This window comes from Succinivibrio dextrinosolvens, assembly GCF_900116345.1.
Lineage (GTDB): Bacteria > Pseudomonadota > Gammaproteobacteria > Enterobacterales > Succinivibrionaceae > Succinivibrio > Succinivibrio dextrinosolvens_B.
In genome coordinates this window covers 23,410-39,928 of record NZ_FPAH01000024.1, presented here as the reverse complement: position 1 = coordinate 39,928, position 16,519 = coordinate 23,410, and the positions used below count along the sequence as shown (strand labels likewise).

14 protein-coding genes are annotated in these 16,519 nt (G+C 40.3%); 7 read left to right on the top strand and 7 right to left on the bottom strand.

The features are described 5' to 3' along the window. Positions 1 to 401 precede the first annotated feature (401 nt). The 6 genes from BM308_RS08390 to BM308_RS08365 all read left to right on the top strand — a co-directional run bounded on the left by BM308_RS08390 (position 402) and on the right by BM308_RS08365 (position 8,010). Entirely contained in the window at positions 402 to 827 is a 426-nt protein-coding gene (locus BM308_RS08390) for a PD-(D/E)XK nuclease domain-containing protein (RefSeq protein ID WP_074944476.1), read from the top strand. Positions 828 to 967: 140 nt separating this feature from the next. Further along, a complete protein-coding gene (gene rplY / locus BM308_RS08385) occupies positions 968 to 1,252 on the top strand; it encodes a 50S ribosomal protein L25 (RefSeq protein ID WP_074841054.1) in 285 nt (94 codons plus the stop codon). 121 nt (positions 1,253 to 1,373) lie between these two features. Beyond that, positions 1,374 to 2,225 carry a CvfB family protein gene (locus BM308_RS08380; protein ID WP_074944474.1) on the top strand — a complete coding sequence of 284 codons (852 nt, stop codon included), beginning with the start codon at positions 1,374 to 1,376 and terminating at the stop codon, positions 2,223 to 2,225. Between the two features lie 19 nt (positions 2,226 to 2,244). Beyond that, positions 2,245 to 3,363 (top strand): protease SohB, encoded by a 1,119-nt coding sequence (sohB, locus tag BM308_RS08375; protein ID WP_074944473.1) that lies wholly within the window; start codon positions 2,245 to 2,247, stop codon positions 3,361 to 3,363. Positions 3,364 to 3,382: 19 nt separating this feature from the next. Next, on the top strand, positions 3,383 to 6,121 hold the full coding sequence (gene topA / locus BM308_RS08370) for a type I DNA topoisomerase (RefSeq protein WP_074944471.1): 2,739 nt from the start codon (positions 3,383 to 3,385) through the stop codon (positions 6,119 to 6,121). Positions 6,122 to 6,408: 287 nt separating this feature from the next. Next, the gene (locus BM308_RS08365) at positions 6,409 to 8,010 is read left to right on the top strand and encodes a methyl-accepting chemotaxis protein (protein ID WP_074944470.1); all 1,602 of its coding nucleotides are present in this window, start codon (positions 6,409 to 6,411) and stop codon (positions 8,008 to 8,010) included. 114 nt (positions 8,011 to 8,124) lie between these two features. On the opposite strand, the gene BM308_RS08360 is transcribed toward BM308_RS08365, so the two are convergent. The 5 genes from BM308_RS08360 to BM308_RS08340 form a co-directional block, all read right to left on the bottom strand. Continuing rightward, entirely contained in the window at positions 8,125 to 9,351 is a 1,227-nt protein-coding gene (locus tag BM308_RS08360) for a 3'-5' exonuclease family protein (RefSeq protein ID WP_074944468.1), read from the bottom strand. Further along, positions 9,351 to 9,542: a DUF4250 domain-containing protein gene (locus BM308_RS08355; RefSeq protein ID WP_306705917.1), complete on the bottom strand. Its 192-nt coding sequence runs from the start codon at positions 9,540 to 9,542 to the stop codon at positions 9,351 to 9,353. Before BM308_RS08355 ends, BM308_RS08360 begins: the two co-directional genes overlap by 1 nt. A gap of 4 nt (positions 9,543 to 9,546) precedes the next feature. Then, on the bottom strand, positions 9,547 to 10,752 hold the full coding sequence (purT, locus tag BM308_RS08350) for a formate-dependent phosphoribosylglycinamide formyltransferase (RefSeq protein ID WP_074944467.1): 1,206 nt from the start codon (positions 10,750 to 10,752) through the stop codon (positions 9,547 to 9,549). Between the two features lie 143 nt (positions 10,753 to 10,895). Further along, positions 10,896 to 11,411 carry a low molecular weight protein-tyrosine-phosphatase gene (locus BM308_RS08345; RefSeq protein ID WP_074944465.1) on the bottom strand — a complete coding sequence of 172 codons (516 nt, stop codon included), beginning with the start codon at positions 11,409 to 11,411 and terminating at the stop codon, positions 10,896 to 10,898. Positions 11,412 to 11,444: 33 nt separating this feature from the next. After that, positions 11,445 to 12,773, bottom strand: a complete 1,329-nt coding sequence (locus BM308_RS08340; RefSeq protein WP_074944464.1) for an ATP-binding protein — start codon at positions 12,771 to 12,773, stop codon at positions 11,445 to 11,447. A gap of 516 nt (positions 12,774 to 13,289) precedes the next feature. Between BM308_RS08340 and BM308_RS08330 the strand changes: the two genes are divergently transcribed. Beyond that, a complete protein-coding gene (locus BM308_RS08330) occupies positions 13,290 to 14,336 on the top strand; it encodes a galactose ABC transporter substrate-binding protein (RefSeq protein ID WP_074944461.1) in 1,047 nt (348 codons plus the stop codon). A 217-nt stretch (positions 14,337 to 14,553) separates the two neighbouring features. Here BM308_RS08330 and BM308_RS08325 read toward each other — a convergent pair whose 3' ends face one another. After that, a complete protein-coding gene (locus tag BM308_RS08325) occupies positions 14,554 to 15,780 on the bottom strand; it encodes a beta-ketoacyl-ACP synthase (protein ID WP_143098586.1) in 1,227 nt (408 codons plus the stop codon). Next, positions 15,780 to 16,517: a 3-oxoacyl-ACP reductase FabG gene (gene fabG / locus BM308_RS08320; protein ID WP_074944459.1), complete on the bottom strand. Its 738-nt coding sequence runs from the start codon at positions 16,515 to 16,517 to the stop codon at positions 15,780 to 15,782. The genes BM308_RS08325 and fabG overlap by 1 nt, the downstream gene beginning before the upstream one ends. Between the last annotated feature and the right edge of the window lie 2 nt (positions 16,518 to 16,519).

The window sequence follows — 16,519 nt, the reverse complement described above, 5'->3', positions numbered from 1 at the left end:
CACACGAAACAATAACTCCGACATGCATGGCAGATGATAGGCGTTAAAGCTTTAAGAAGAGAATTTAGCGGCGGAGTTTCTTTGGTAAAGATTGATCTCTCAGGTACGGAGAAATAGCTCTGACTCATGATTATAGAAATTCATTTGTTGTAGGTAATAGACCGAAAGTAAATGGTTCAGAAATACAGGATGCGTTACCTTAATAAGGAAAATTTATAGCAGAAAGATTGATCCTGCCTATAGGCAAATGATCCTAACCGAAGATATAATTGGATTAGCTTCCAATATATTTTTATTGTCTGGAAATGAATAAAAATCAGACAAACAATGTCTGATTAAACAATAAGTTATGATTAAAGTTCTGCAAGGGACAGCGCTAGTCAAAAAGTTTTACAAAATGATTGACATCCGAGGCGTCACCATATAGTCGTGAGGAGTGTCAAAAAGCACTAATCAAAGTATTTTCTGCGGCTTTAAATACCTTTGGCTATGATGACAACGAAGCATTTAAATCAGAACACTACTGCAGAGATATCATTTACTTTACCTTAAGTTTATCTGGTATCAGTGCGCAAAGAGAAGTTATTAGTGCAAAAGGCAGAGCGGATCTTGTTGTAGAACTTACAGATAAAAGATACGTTTTTGAGTTTAAGCTTGCAGACACAAAATCATCTGAAGACAAGCTGTTAGAAGAAGCTGTAGAACAGACAAAAGATAAGCGCTATGGTGAAATTCTTCCTATAAAGGATCTTATAAGATTTGCTGTCGTAGTTAATTCTAACGAGAAGGCTGTTACAGAATGGAAGATAGTGGATATTGGGCTGTAATTTCTCAGTAACCGACTATAGTCTAAGCATTAATTTGCAATTTACATTTGAAAAAAAATCATTTTGGTTTATAATATCGCACGCTGTGTTTATGGTCGCATTACACAGCATTGTTTAATTTTTTTATAGGAAACATGAAAATGGCAATTACTTTAGATGCTACTTCACGTACTGACCTAGGAAGAGGTGCGAGCCGCCGCCTACGTCGTGAGTTCAAGACCCCAGCAATTATCATTGGCCAGGGCAAAGATGCACTTTCAATCTGCTTAGATGAGAAGAAAGTTATTACCGCTGCTTTAAAGGATGAGTTCTACAACGAAGTTGTAATCAGCCTAAATGGCGAGTCAATCAAGGTTAAGCCTGTTGACATTCAGCGTCACCCAGTTTCAGAGCGTATTTTACACATTGATTTCCAGCGTATTTAATTTTTTGGAAATTTAGTAAAAAATACAAGAGCCATTCTTGAAAAAAGAGTGGCTTTTTTCTTATATTATCAGACTGTAAATTAGATCTGTTGTTGCAAAAGCTTTGCTAGGAAAGAATTTAATGGAAGAGACTCCAGTTTTAGGTCATATGATTGACCTTCGCGTTGTGGATATAACCGATCAGGGCGCATTCGTTGATGCAGGTACCTATGGTGATCTGTTTGTTCCAAACAAGCAGCTTCCAGATGAGCTGGAAATCGGTAATCTTTTAAGAGTCTTTTTATATAAGGATTCAGGCAGAGTTTTAGCAACAGCAAGACATCCATATCTTGAGTGCGGTATGTGCGGCAGACTTACTGTTACCTCAATTGACTGCGGCACTGTTTATATGGATCTAGGTATTCCTAAGGAACTCGTGGTTCCTGTTTCAGAACAGCGTTCTGCCTTTGAAGTCGGTCAGTCTGTACTGATTTATGTAACCATTGATGAGCAGGGCAGACTTTTTGGTACCCAGCGTTTCAATAAATATATTAGAGACAACTGTAAGCCTGGTGAGTTCAAGGTCGGCCAGCGTGTGACAGCTGTTGCTGTATCTCATACACCTTTAGGATTCAGAACTGTTATCAATGACTCTGTTTATGGTCTTATTTATAAGAACGAGCTTAAGAGTCCTCTCAGAATCGGTAAAAGAACCGATGCCTATATCACCAAGATAAGAGATGACGGCAGACTTGACGTTTCTCTGCAGGAGCCTGGTTTGTCCGGTATTGAACATGCTGCCAAGACTCTTCTGCATATCTTGAATAACGCAAATGGCTTTATTGCTTTTAATGACAAGTCCGATCCTCAGGATATTGAAGACTATCTTCACATGTCAAAGGGAAAGTTTAAAAAAGCTATCGGCTCACTATACAAGCAGCGTCTGATTGAAATTACCGATGACGGTATCAGACTAGTTTCAAAGGATAAGTAATTTCGTTTAAGGTTTGGTTATGGAATTTTTGTTTGAGTTCGGTCTTTTTGCCGGAAAGTTTGTTTTCGGTGCTGTCTGTATCGTTATAGCTCTTATCTGTGTTTTACTCTCTGTAAAAGCTGCAAAGGGTGAAATGAATGAAAAAAAGGAAAAGCTAAAGTTTACCGATCTTATGGAAGAGGCTCATGAGCGTCATGACAGTATTGAGGACGCTGTATTAAGATTTGATGTAAATAAAGATGAAAAGACTCTGAAAAAAGAGCTTAAACAGAAGTTAAAAAACAAAAATAAATCCGAAGAATCTCAGAAAAAAGAGCGTGCAGAAAAGATCAAAAAAGCAAAGGATGAAGGCAGATTTTGTCCTAAGAGAATTTTTGTACTAGACTTTGAAGGTGATACACATGCAAGTGCATCTCATGACCTGCGCCTGAAGGTTAATGCAATTCTGGATATTGCAACTGATGAGGATGAGGTAATTGTAAATCTGGATTCTCCTGGCGGCGTTGTGAACGGCTATGGCTTCTGCTCTTCAATTCTTGAGAGAATCAGGGCTAGAGGCATTCATCTTACCGTCTGTGTTGACAATGTTGCAGCTTCAGGCGGTTATCTGATGAGCTGTGTTGCCGACAAGATTGTTGCAGCCCCATTTGCATATGTTGGTTCTATCGGTGTTGTGGCCAATATACCTAATTTCAACAAGGTATTGAAGAAGCACGATGTGGATTACGAGCAGGTAACCGCCGGCAAGTACAAGAGAACCCTGACTATGTTCGGTGAGAATACCGAAGAGGGCCGAGCAAAGTTCAAGGCTGAAATGGAAGCTATCCATTTCCGTTTCAAGGAGATTGTTTCCAAGTACAGACCAAAGCTTAATATCGAGGAGATCGCAACTGGTGAATTCTGGCTCGGTAAGGATGCATTAGACCGTGGTCTGGTTGATGAATTAAACACTTTTGATGCATACTTGCAAAATAGCCTAGAATTTACACAGGATTGTGCTATAAAGATTAGCATAGAGCGAAAAGAAAAGAAGACACTAAAAGATCTACTAGGAAAGTTCTTTAGTGCAAAAACCTGGACTAGAGCTGTAAAGGAAGAAGTAGCTCAGTCCGTTAATAATGCAACCCCTTACAGATAATAGAATTACGAGAATAAACATGGGTAAGTCTTTAGTTATTGTAGAGTCACCATCCAAAGCAACAATTATTAACCGTTATTTAGGTGATGATTATGTTGTAAAAGCCAGTGTCGGTCACATCAGAGACCTTGCCACTGCTGCAAGTACCGAGAAGAGCGACAAAAGCAAAACAAAGACTGATAAGTCCCACAAACTTACCAAGGATGAGATTCTAGCCCGCAGTATGGGCGTTGATCCTAAGAATGGCTGGAAGGCAAATTACGCAATTATGCCTGACAAGCAGAAGGTTGTTGCTGAACTTAAAAAACTTGCCAAGGATGCTGATAAAGTCTACCTCGCAACCGACTTGGATAGAGAGGGAGAAGCTATTGCCTGGCACCTAAAGGAAGTTCTTGGCGGCGATGACGATAAGTATCTGCGTGTAAAGTATCCGGAAATTACCAAGGCTGCAATTCACAAGGCCTTTGAAAATCCTGGCCGAGTCAATATGAATCTTGTGAATGCCCAGCAGACCAGAAGATTTTTAGATCGTGTTGTAGGCTTCATGGTTTCTCCATTACTGTGGAAGAAGGTCGCAAGAGGATTGAGCGCCGGTCGTGTTCAGTCCGTTGCTGTTGAACTTATCGTTGATAAGGAAAGAGAGATCAAGTCCTTTATCCCTGAAGAATACTGGAACATCGATTCAATTGTAAAAAACTCTTCCAACAAGGAATTAAAGCTGGCCTTAAGTTCAAAGGGCGGTCATAAGGCTGATATCCACAATAAGGCAGAAGCGGATGCTGTTGTTGCCGCTTTATCTAAGTCAGACTTTATTGTAGATAAGATTGAGACCAAGAAAGGTTCTCAGAAACCTCTGCCTCCATTTACCACTTCAACCCTGCAGCAGGTAGCCAATCAGCGTCTGGGCTTTTCTGTAAAGCGTACCATGATTGTGGCTCAGAGACTTTATGAACAGGGTCTTATCACCTATATGCGTACTGACAGTGTAAATCTGTCAGATGAGGCTATTGCGGCTGCAAGGGATATTGTTTCCCGTAATTTCGGTGAAAAATATATTCCGCCAAAACCAAACTTCTACAAATCAAAAGAGTCAGCTCAGGAAGCTCATGAGGCTATCAGACCATCTCATCCTTTAGATCCGCTACCAGCTTCAGTTGATAAGGACGGTCAGAGACTGTTTGAACTGATTAAGGCCAGATATCTGGCTTCTCAGATGACTCCTCAGGAATACAATACCACCAGTGTCAGTGTAAGTGCCGGTGAGTATGGCTTTAAGGCAACCGGTAAACAGATTACCTTTGACGGTTTCAAGCGTGTCTATAACTTCAACAAGAATGAGGAAGTGATTCTGCCTGAGCTGTCAGAAGGAGAAAAGCTTAAGGTTAGTGAGATTCTTCCATCTCAGCACTTTACCCAGCCTCCATCACGCTTCAATGAAGCTTCCCTGGTTAAAGAGCTTGAAAAGGATGGTATTGGCAGACCTTCAACCTATGCCTCTATTATTTCCACAATTCAGGAGCGTGGTTATGTGACCATTTCTCACGGTCGTTTTTATGCCGAGAGAATGGGAGAGATTGTAACCGACAGATTAAGATACTCCTTTAAGGATCTGATGGATAAGAATTTTACTGCTTCCATGGAAGATTCATTAGACGAGATCGCAGAAGGTAATCTTGATTGGATCCAGAGCCTGGATAAGTTCTACAAGAATTTTGAAGGTGAACTTTCAAAGGCTAATCAGTCTTTTGCCGAAGGCGGTATGCCAGAGAATTCTCCTCTGGAGATTAAGGAAATGCTCTGTCCTGAGTGCAAGAAATATCATATGGCGGTGCAGTCCGGAAAGACCGGTATGTTCCTAAGCTGTCTTGGCTATTATGATAAGGATGTCAAATCAACTGACCGCTGCCATAAGACTCTGAACCTAAGAGCTATCGATCAGGCTGCTTTAAGCTCCTCAAATATCTCCGAGGAAGAAGAGGCCAAGATTCTGCGTTCAAGACCTCGTTGTCCTAAGTGTCACAGTGTAATGGACACCTATATCATTGATGAGTCACATAAGCTGCATCTGTGCTCAACTCCTAACTGTGGCGGTTATCTGTTTGAGACTGGCAAGTTTGATTCAGAGATTGAAAAAGGACCTGAGATCCCTTGTGAGAAGTGTGGTCATACCATGATCTTAAAGGAAGGCCGTTTTGGCAAGTACATGGCATGTACCAACAAGGAATGCGGCAATACCCGTAAGATTCTTAAGAACGGTCAGGTTGCCCCTCCTCGTGAGGATGCAGTTGACTTACCTGATCTGCCATGCAAGGCCCCAGGCTCTCATTATGTATTAAGAGACGGTGCTGCCGGTATCTTCCTGGCTGCTCACAATTTCCCTAAGGTACGTGAGACCCGTCCTCCTAAGATTGTTGAGCTTAAGAAATACAGAGATAAGATTTCTCCTAAGTTCTATTATCTTGCTGATGCTCCTGCTTATGATCCTGAGGGTAATGAGACCGAGGTCCGTTTCAGCCGTAAGACCAAACAGCAGTACATTGTGTCTGTTAAGGATGAAAAGCAGACCAAGTATGTAGCTTTCTATAATGAGGAAAAGGGAGTGTGGGAAGAGCAGGAAAGTGCTAAGACCACCACTAGGAAGACCTCTGCCAAGAGCTCTGAGAAGTCCTCAGAAAAGGCTGCAGCAAAGAAGACTACAGCTAAAAAGACTACAGCCAAGAAGGCAACTGCGAAAAAGACTGCTGCAAAGAAAGCTTAGTCCTTTTTCTTACCAACTGAAATTCAAATCTGATAATCCGTTTTTCGTTGAATTCGAGAAACGGATTATTTTTTTTGTGACATAGATTTGCTTTTTTCCAAACCTGTTCTATAACTGTATTCAGTTATTTTCTGCTGAAAAAATGTTAACTACGTGTAAATTACAGTTAATCCAGATGTTCTGAAAATAATTTTTTTTGAAAAATAATGTAATTTCAAAAAGATAAATTACACTTAAAGGAGTACAATGTGTGCTTCTGTTTTAATTGCTGCTTTTAGGATCATACTATGTTTAGTAAATTAAATGTCAAAGCAAAGCTGATTATTGCTTTTTTTACAGTCATTCTCTTTACTCTGGGAATTGCTGTAACCGGAATCATCGTTCAGCTTAATAACAATAAGGTTATTAAAGATGTTAACTTTATCCTTGGTACCCGCCATGAGAGAATCGACAGGGTCTTCAAGGCTATTGTAGCTCTTGATAATATTGCCTATGAGATTTCATCTGATACCAAATCCTACACCGATGAGAAGGGCAGAGAGTTTACTGATCTTGGCAGTGAATTACTGGCTGCTACCGGACAGCTAGCTGGTACTAATAATCCTAAAGAGACCAACGATATCAAATCCAATGCTGCAACTTATGTACAGACTATTCCTCAGTTCCTTTCAACTGTAAGAAAAGGAGAGCAGGAAGCAGCAGAAGCAATTTATAAGGATGTTTTATCCAGCTGCTATGATGTTGTTCAGTCTTTAAGTTACACCATCGGTGAAAGACAGATTAAGCAGGCCAAAAATGTTGTAGCAGAGAATGATTCCGAAGGACCTCTGATCTTTACTATTGCTCTATCTGTTATTGCTGTTATTGCTGCAACTGTAATCGCCTTAATGTTTGCCAATAGTATTGTCTCCATTCTGTCCAAGGCAGTAACCGCTGCTGAGGAAATTGCTCAGGGTAATCTTACCCACGAGATTAAACACTCAAGACGTGATGAATTCGGCCACCTTTTAACTTCTCTTGAGCAAATGCGAGAGGAGTGGAGAGTGCTGGTTGGTTCCATCAAGTCTACAACCAGAGATGTTGAGGATAATGTTCAGCACATTAGCAGAATTACTGATAACATCAATACCAAAGCACAGGAAGCTGAGAACAGATCACTGACAGTGGCTGCTGCATCTAATGAGATGGTATCAACTACCGGTGATATCGCCAATAACTGTGAAACCGCAGCTTCAAATGCAAAACAGGCAAACAATACAACTGCTGAAGGTGTTGCCGCTGTCGAGGATACCATTAACGGTATTCAGCAGCAGGTGGAGAATTCCCGTCGTGATGCCGAGTATATCCACGCTCTCGTTGAGCAGGCAGATAATGTTGGCACCATTGTTAACACCATTGATGATATCGCTTCCCAGACTAATCTGCTGGCTCTTAACGCTGCAATTGAGGCAGCCCGTGCCGGTGAGGCTGGTAAAGGCTTCGCTGTGGTTGCTGATGAGGTTCGTGCATTGGCATCACGTACCTCCAAGTCAACTCAGGAAATCACCAAGATGGTTACCCAGATTCAGGCAGATGCAAATACTGCAAATGAATCTATGACAGCCAGCTTAAACCGTATGAATGAACTTGCAGAGAAGACCACTACAGTTAACAGTCTGCTGCAGTCAATTATGGATCAGGTAAGCGATGTAACCTCTCAGATAACTCAGATTGCAACCGCTGCTGAAGAGCAGACCACTGCAACTTCAGAGATTTCAACCAATATGCAGGGCATTACCGATATTTCTCAGGGCTTCTCTAACGAGGTTAGAAATGCCAATGTTGAAGTTAACAAGAGTATTGAACTGCTAGAAGATCTTGTTCACAAGGTTGAGAGTATCAGAGTCTAGTTTTCTCTGATTCAAAGAATTCAATTAAGCCATTGTCTTAATACGGATAATGGCTTTTTTGTATTTGATACAAAGAGGATAGGAATATTAATCTGATAGAAAGAAGATGTACTACTACAGTTCCATTGGATAAGCCTGGATTCTTCTGATTAGGGCAACATCCTCTGTTCTGTTCTCATCCGCTGTCGCCATAAGATTTTCCAGTTCTCTCAGGTACGGCTTTAGCTGAGCTTGAATCTGCACTGAACAGTATCTGTAGTATTTTTGAAGCTCATTGTCTGATAGGCTTTCACGGTAATTATTACCTATAAAAATGGCAATATACTGTCTGTAGCTCTCAGTGCATTTTTCATCTGCTCTGATAAAAGCACGATTCTTAAGGACAAGGCTCTGCTGATAGTGATCTAAATCAACCTCGCTGAGATTATTCAGGAATATCTGATATGCGCCTTTATCATTATCATGAGTAACTGCTGCTTCTTTTAATGCGGTTACGGCATCTTTTAATGACAGATTGACGACACTCTCCCTTTGAGGTGTTAGAACTGTTGCTGGGGATAATATTCCAAAATCGGTAAGCTCATAGTTCTTTGGCAACACATCATTGCCATCATAATACAGTGCCTCAAGAGTATCCTCATGAAGTGAAAGAGGTTTAATTATTTCTATTGAACGTGACGATAGATCGTATTCTAATAGATACTTATCAGTGGCAATAATCTTACTGAGGGCTTCTGTTCTGTCCTGATAGCTTCTTAACACAAATCGAAGCAGAGGGCCGTTAACCTGACTTAAATATCTGAAAAGGTAAATCAGTAAATCAAGTCTTTTGGTATGCTCTGATTTTGCGATTTTACCCTGAAATCCGTATTTAGTCGCACAGGCAGAAAGTGCATCTGAAAAGAACGGAACTCCATTATCGAGAATCTCATGAAGTTTGAGCACCCGGTTTACATCACAGACACAGTAAGCCTCTTTGAGAATATCCGGCTTTCTGAAATTCCTGATACAGATCTGCTCCAGAATCTTAAGATTGCGTACAGACCATGTAATTACAGATGTCTCGGCGTTGAATATTTTCTCTGAAAGAGTGTCCAGAAACTCTTCCTCAGATAATCCTTTTTTTATGGAAAAAGGATCGAGGCCTTGAGAAAAGAGATAGTTTGGACTAGGTAAAAGGTTATCAAGACCTCTGCAGGTAATAATCTCTCGTTCACCAATAAGATTTAGATTCTCATCGGCAAGAACGTAGGCTATTCCATATAAAGCTGCTTTAGAGGCTGGATTGTTAAGGGGAAGAGGAAGTACAAATGCGTACTTCCTTTTGATAGAGTTCTGCATTATTTGAACTGATTGATTTCTTTTACGTATTCAAAGCCTGCAGCTTTCAGTTTCTCTACAAGCTCATCCTGACTGATGTCATGGACCTTACACAGTTCCTCTAGGGATGAATACTCATCTCTTAACTGCATATTGACTGCTGATAGAAGAATAAAAGGATCCATGCTGGCAAATTTTTCTAAAGACATCATTTAATTACTGTCCCTCGAAATCCTGGATCTCATAGTTCATCTGAGAACGCATCTTCTTTACATTCTCGACAGCTTCCTCTGTGGTAAAGCCTCGGCACAGGCATACAGCCATACGACGCTCACCGTCAATATCTGGTTTGCCGAAGATTCTCATCTGAGAACCTGGGGCTACCTTTAATACTTCATCAAGATTCTTGTAGGTGATTCTGCTGCCTTTACCCTTCAGGCAGACTGCTGCTGAAGCGGATGGTCCAAAGAAGGTGATCTTGCCAACTGGAAGACCTAATAGAGCTCTTACATGCAGAGCAAACTCTGACATATCCTGAGATACCATGGTTACCATTCCGGTATCATGTGGTCTTGGAGACAGTTCTGAGAAGATTACCTGATTGCCACAGATGAATAGCTCTACACCGAAGATACCATAGCCACCTAATGCTGATACAACATTTGAAGCAATTCGCTTGGCCTCAATCAGAATATCCTCAGAAAGCTGTGCCGGCTGCCATGATTCCTGATAATCACCATGAACCTGATGGTGTCCGATTGGTTCGCAGAAATGAATACCGTCAGAGGCACTAACGGTTAAAAGTGTAATTTCGCTGTCAAACTGGATAAAGCCTTCAACAATTACTCTGTCCATACCGCCACGGCCGTTCTGGCAGGCATCTTCAAAAGCTTTTTCAATGTCGCCTTCGGATTTGAGAAGACTCTGACCTTTACCTGATGAGCTCATTACAGGCTTCATGATGCAAGGGAAACCTATACGACCGATCTGAGCCTTGATTTCACTTACAGATGAGGCAAAGAAATATGGGGAGGTTGGAAGACCTAATTCCTCGGCAGCTAATGTTCTGATTGCTTCTCGGTTCATGGTAATGTTGGCGGCATTGGCACTTGGTACAACATTAAAACCTTCAGCTTCAAGCTTAATCAGAGTTTCTGTGGAAATAGCCTCAATCTCTGGGATGATGTAATCTGGTTTGAGTTTTGTAATCAGTTCATATAACTCGTCAGGATCTTTCATGTTGATGATAGCTTTTTTCTGTGCTACCTGCATCGCAGGTGCATTGTCGTATCTATCACAGGCGGTTACTTCAATTCCGTAACGAATTAACTCAATTGCAACTTCCTTTCCAAGCTCTCCTGAACCTAACAGCAGGGCACTGGTGGTTTTATCTTGATAATCAATTGTAACTGATGTGGACATTTCTCTCTCCGGAAAACAAACTGCGAGTATTATAACCTAACCTCGCTTTCAATACATTGATATGGCAAGTTTTTTGTGTTTTGCACTCAAAACTTTCTTTTTTTGAAATGTATCTGATTCTTGTGTTTGTTTTCTGCGTAAAACTAGTTGTTTTCCAATATTTTTGACAGCAGCGCTTTTTTCTCTTTGCTAAGCTTTATGAGCTTATCCTCTGCAAGACTTAAGATTAGTGCCTTGCAGCCTTTTAGAATCTGTGTAAAGGACTCTTTAAACTCTCCTGTATACCATGGATCAGATATGTTTCCTGGAGTATCTGTAAAGTCCAGCAGTTTATAAACCTTGCTTTTATCTATGTCGGGAAACAGGTAGTAAAGGTTCTTAAGGTTGAAATCTTCCATAGCGATGATGTAATCGTTTGTTTCAAGATCGTCACGGGAGATCTGACGTGCTGTTTTCTCTGAACAGTCAATATGATAGGAATTTAACAGTTTTTTTACAGGGGGATATACACCGTTACCGATTTCCTCCTGCGAGGTTGCGGCAGAGCAGATTCTGAATTCGTCTGAAAGCCCTATGTCCTCAACAAGTTTTTTCATAACAAATTCTGCCATAGGTGAACGACATATATTACCGTGACAGATAAATTCTATTTTGATCATAAGTATTACCGCTTACATTGTTTGATCTCAAATCTAGAGAAACTGTACCATATATACAGGTAGTAATTCCACAGTTCCATCTTTCTGAACATCTTTCGTATATGCAAGAATCTTTCTTGATATTCTTGAGGAGAATTTTTCTGAGAATTTATCGATTGATGAGTGCATTTTATAGCCTGAGCTTTTTACTTCAATTGGACAAATTTTTCTATTATATGTTGTAATGAAATCAATTTCATAATTTCTCTTTGATGCTTCATTGGTAAATGTATGATAGAAAAGATCATGACCATTGCTTGCAAGTGTTTGTGCGATGATATTCTCGTAGAGATATCCAAGGTTAGTCTGCAGTTTGTCATTTAGTAATTTTGCATATATATCGTTTTCGGTAAAATCTTTATCTTTAAAAGACAATGTAACAAACAGACCTGTATCTGCAGTGAATAATTTGAATCTGGTAAGGTCTTTGTTTTGAGATAATCCAATATTAGGATCATTTGCATGGTATGAAACCAGAACAGTTCCTGAATCCTTCAGTTCTGCTATGTCCTCAAGAATGTTTCCTGCCCGATTTCCTGATAAAACTCCAGAAACCTGATATCTCGAAGCATTACTGTTTAGCTGTGCTGGAATTGCTTCGAAAAGACTCGATAGTTTTCCTGATGGATCAATTTTAAAAAAATCATCATGATATAGGGAAAGAATATCTCTTTTTACATCATCAACTTGTTTAAAATCATTTGTCTGAATATAGCTTTCAACAGCCTGAGGCATTCCTCCAACGAGCATATATAATCTATAGTCCCTCATGACTTTTCTATGAGCTGCCTGACCTAGAGGTTTGCCTGCCTGATATAGATTTTTTAACATTGGAACTGTAACTTCGTCATCAAGCGCCCACCTGAATTCTTCAAAATCCATAGGGAACATTTGAATTTTTCTTTCTTCACTCGGAATTAGAATGTCTTTCACATTCTTGTGAATTGAGATTAGTGAGCCAGTTTCGATGTAATCATATCTTCCATCTTCAACAAATGCCTTTATTGCCTGTCTTGCTTTTGGACAAAGCTGAACTTCGTCAAAAATAATTGCAGACTTTCTTGTTGTTAAACTTACGTGATAAGTTAACTGTAACTGTAAGAAAATGTAATCCAAATCAGATAAATCATCAAAAAGAGCTTTTGTTTCGTTAGATGCTCTAAAGAAATCTACCAAGATAAAGCTTTCGTACTCATTTTTTGCAAATTCTTTGACTACCGTAGATTTTCCTACTCGTCTTGGACCTTCAATCAATAGCGCTGTACGTCCATTTGATTCTTTTTTCCATGTTAGTATTTTGTTGTATATCTTACGTTTGTACATGAGCTATTACCTTTGATCTTGTTCTTTCTACAACTTAATTTTGAAATATAACTGCAAATTCGTCAAATGTTTTTAGGTGATTTTTCGCAAAATCGTCAAATGTTTTTAGGTGATTTTTTGCAAAATCGTCAAATGTTTTTAGGTGATTTTTCGCAAAATCGTCAAATGTTGTAGTAGTTGTTGTAGTAGTCAAGAAAAGTAGACATGAAAAAAACTTTTTATTGCATTTCTTTTTCAAAAGTGGACACGGGCCAAATTTTTTTAATTTTTTGTTTTTCAAAAGTAGACATGAGGGACTTTTTCTAGCAGTTTTCTTTTTCTAAAGTTGACAATCCTTCTGAAATTCCATGTTTACGCCTTTTCTGAACAAACTTTGGTTCCTCTGTCAGAATCTTTTTTTTCAAAATTGCTTATCTCCAGAAAACATTAAGTCTAGCATATTTCTCGGATTATGTGGAAATTTTAAAATTCGGTACTATCCTTACAAGTGGTCGTTTTGTTCTATAAGGAAAGAATATGAAATCTTTTGGACTAAAAGCTCTTAACTCATTGATTTTAGCTTCATCATTAACTGTTGGTGCTGCTTATGCTGACAACTTTGTGAATACTTATTTCTACGATCTTGATGATGCTTTTATCAGTAATGTTGATATTGCTCTTAAAGAGTCTGCAAAACACAATAATATTATTCTGAATATCAATGATGCTAAAAATGACGCCGCAAAACAGAAAGAGGCCATTTTAAGTCATGATAATTCTGATCCTAAGATTGTTAATCTTGTAAATGTAAATGATGCCTCTGATGTGGTTGCTGCAGCTAAGAAGCATAATGCCAGAGTGGTATTCGTAAACCGCCAGCCAGATGATTTTGTAATCAAGAGTTACGATAAGGCCTGGTATGTTGGTTCTGATGCCGCTGCCTCCGGAAAAATGCAGGCTGATCTGATTGCCCGTGTTTTAAAGGAGCATCCTACCTTTGATAAGAATAAGGATGGCGTAATCAATACAATCCTGATTAAGGGACAGAAAGAACATAAAGATACTATTCTTCGTTCTTCAAATGTAATTAGTGAACTTGATGCCCGTAAGGTTAAGATCAATCTTATTGATGAGTTCTATGCCGATTTTGATAAGAAGAAGGCTGTACAGCAGTTCAGTGCAGCTTTAGATAGACATCCAATTCACGAGGTTGAACTTGTAATCTGCAATAACGATGCAATGGCCTTAGGTGTTATTGAGGTTCTGAACGACAATGGCTTTAACGTTGGTAAGAATAATATCAGTCTGATTGATTACCAGGTAGGCAACAAATTTGTAAATTACATTCCTGTATTCGGAATTGATGCTATTCCAGAGGCAGTTGATGCAATCTCTGAAGATAAGATGGAAGGTACTATACTGAATGACTACACCCGTCTTGCTGAAGCATCTCTGGCAATTGCAACCGACAGCGATGTATCTCGTCAGGCTCTGACTTCAAAGCTGAAACTGAAGGTTTCTCAGGATGGCTTTGTTGATGTTCCTTACAAGATGCTGTCACGTATTCATGACGAGAAGCTGTAAGTTTTTTAGAAATTAGTTTTTTGATTTGAGAAGGCTGGATCTTTTGTAGGTTCAGCCTTTTTTATGGGGGGCATTTGTTTTCTTAAGTCTGTGCCTATTGTTATGTAGGTAGAAAGAGGAGATGAGATGGATTTCATAAAAGGCATCTTTAAAAGATCATAGCAGTCTACATTATGGATTGATCTGACCATCAGACTGCTATGTCTAGTTGAAGCGCTTAAACTCTCTTTAAAACCAGCGAAGTATTGATTCCACCAAAGGCAAAGTTGTTTGCCACCAGCAGTTCACACTGATGTTTTAGAGGTTCATTTACGATATAGTTCAGGTTACCGCAGCGAGGATCGACTTCTTTTAGGTTCAGATTTGGATTGAACCAGCCTTCATTCATCATGTTAAGTGCAAACATGGTTTCAACCGCCCCACAGGCTCCTAAGGTATGACCGAAGTAGCTCTTCAGAGTTGAGATAGGAGTTTTATCTCCGAAGATGTTGAAGGTTGCATTTGACTCGGCCACATCTCCTTTGTCGGTACCTGTTCCATGAGCAGAAATATAGCCGATATCCTCAGGTTTTAGACCTGCATTTTCAACAGACTTGCGAACACAGATTTCGATTGTTTCCTGATTAGGGGAGGTAATATGTGTTGCATCTGAATTGGTGGCAAAACCGATAATCTCTCCGTAGATCTTTGCTCCACGGGCTTTAGCGTGCTCATATTCTTCGAGTACCAGTGTACCGGCACCTTCACCGATAACCAGTCCGTCTCTGTCCTTATCAAAAGGAGCAGGAGTCAGCTTTGGAGTATCGTTCTTTGAGGATGTGGCAAACATGGTATCAAATACAGCCGCATCACAGACTGAAAGCTCTTCAGCACCACCTGCTACCATTGCGGTCTGATAGCCGTTCTTAATTGCCTCGTAGGCATAACCAATAGCCATTGAGCCTGAGGTACAGGCGGTAGAGGTTGGGATAATTCTGCCGGTAATACCAAAGAACAGCGAAATATTCACAGCTGTAGTCTGAGGCATCATTTTTACATAGGAGTTGGCGTTAAGATCACCTGTGGTATTGTCGGTGAGCATTGAGGCAAAATCCTTGACCGCCATGGTACTGCCAAAGGATGAACCGTAGGCGACACCGACATTTCCGCTTTTTAAAAACGGATCATCTAAAAGACCGCTGTCGATAAGTGCATATTCGGAGGCACGGGTTGCCATCATAGAAACTCGGCTCATGGAACGGATTTTCTTGCGGGTGTAATGCTCTGGAAGTTTAAAATCAGGGCATGGTGCTGCAAGATGAGTGATAAGTCCATCGTATTTGTCCCAGTCCTGCATGGTGACAACGGCATTTTTACACTCAAGGATTCTTTTTTTATTGTCTTCCCAGCTCTCGCCAAAGGCGGTAACCATTCCCTGTCCGACAACTGCAACGCGGTGTTCCACTACTGCATACCTCCATCAATGCTTATAACCTGTCTTGTAATATAAGAGGCATTATCAGACATCAGATAAGATGCTAGAGAAGCAACTTCCTGAACCTGTCCCATACGTTTTAAAGGAATAAGCTTTAGAATTTCTTTCTTTACTGTCTCATCAAGCTGAGCCATATCAGTTTCAATCAGACCTGGTGCGATTGCATTTACTGTGATGCCTCGCTTGCCGACTTCAACGGCCAGAGCCTTTACAGCTCCAATCAGACCTGCTTTTGAAGCACTATAGTTTACCTGTCCACGGTTGCCGATAATTCCTGACACAGAGGAAATGGCGATGACTCTGCCTCCCTTGTGAGCTGCAATCATAGGCATGATACATGGGTGAACCACATTGAAGAATCCGGTAAGGTTGGTATCAATGACACTGTCCCAGTCCTCTGAACTCATCATTGGAAAAGCGGCATCGGAGGTAATTCCTGCATTGCAGACTATACCGTAGTAAGGTCCGTTTTTCTCGATATCCTCTTCAAGAATACTTCTGGTACTCTCGCGATCACAGACATCAAATTTAAGTGAATAGGCCTTGCCCTGATTCTGCTTTATATTATTTATGGCCTCGTTTACTCCGTCTGCACTGTTTCTGTAGTGCAGTATTACCTCAAAGCCATCCTTTCCAAGCTGTTCTGCTATGGCTTTACCTATTCCGCGACCGGCTCCTGTAACGAGAACTCTTCTTATGTTTTCCATAT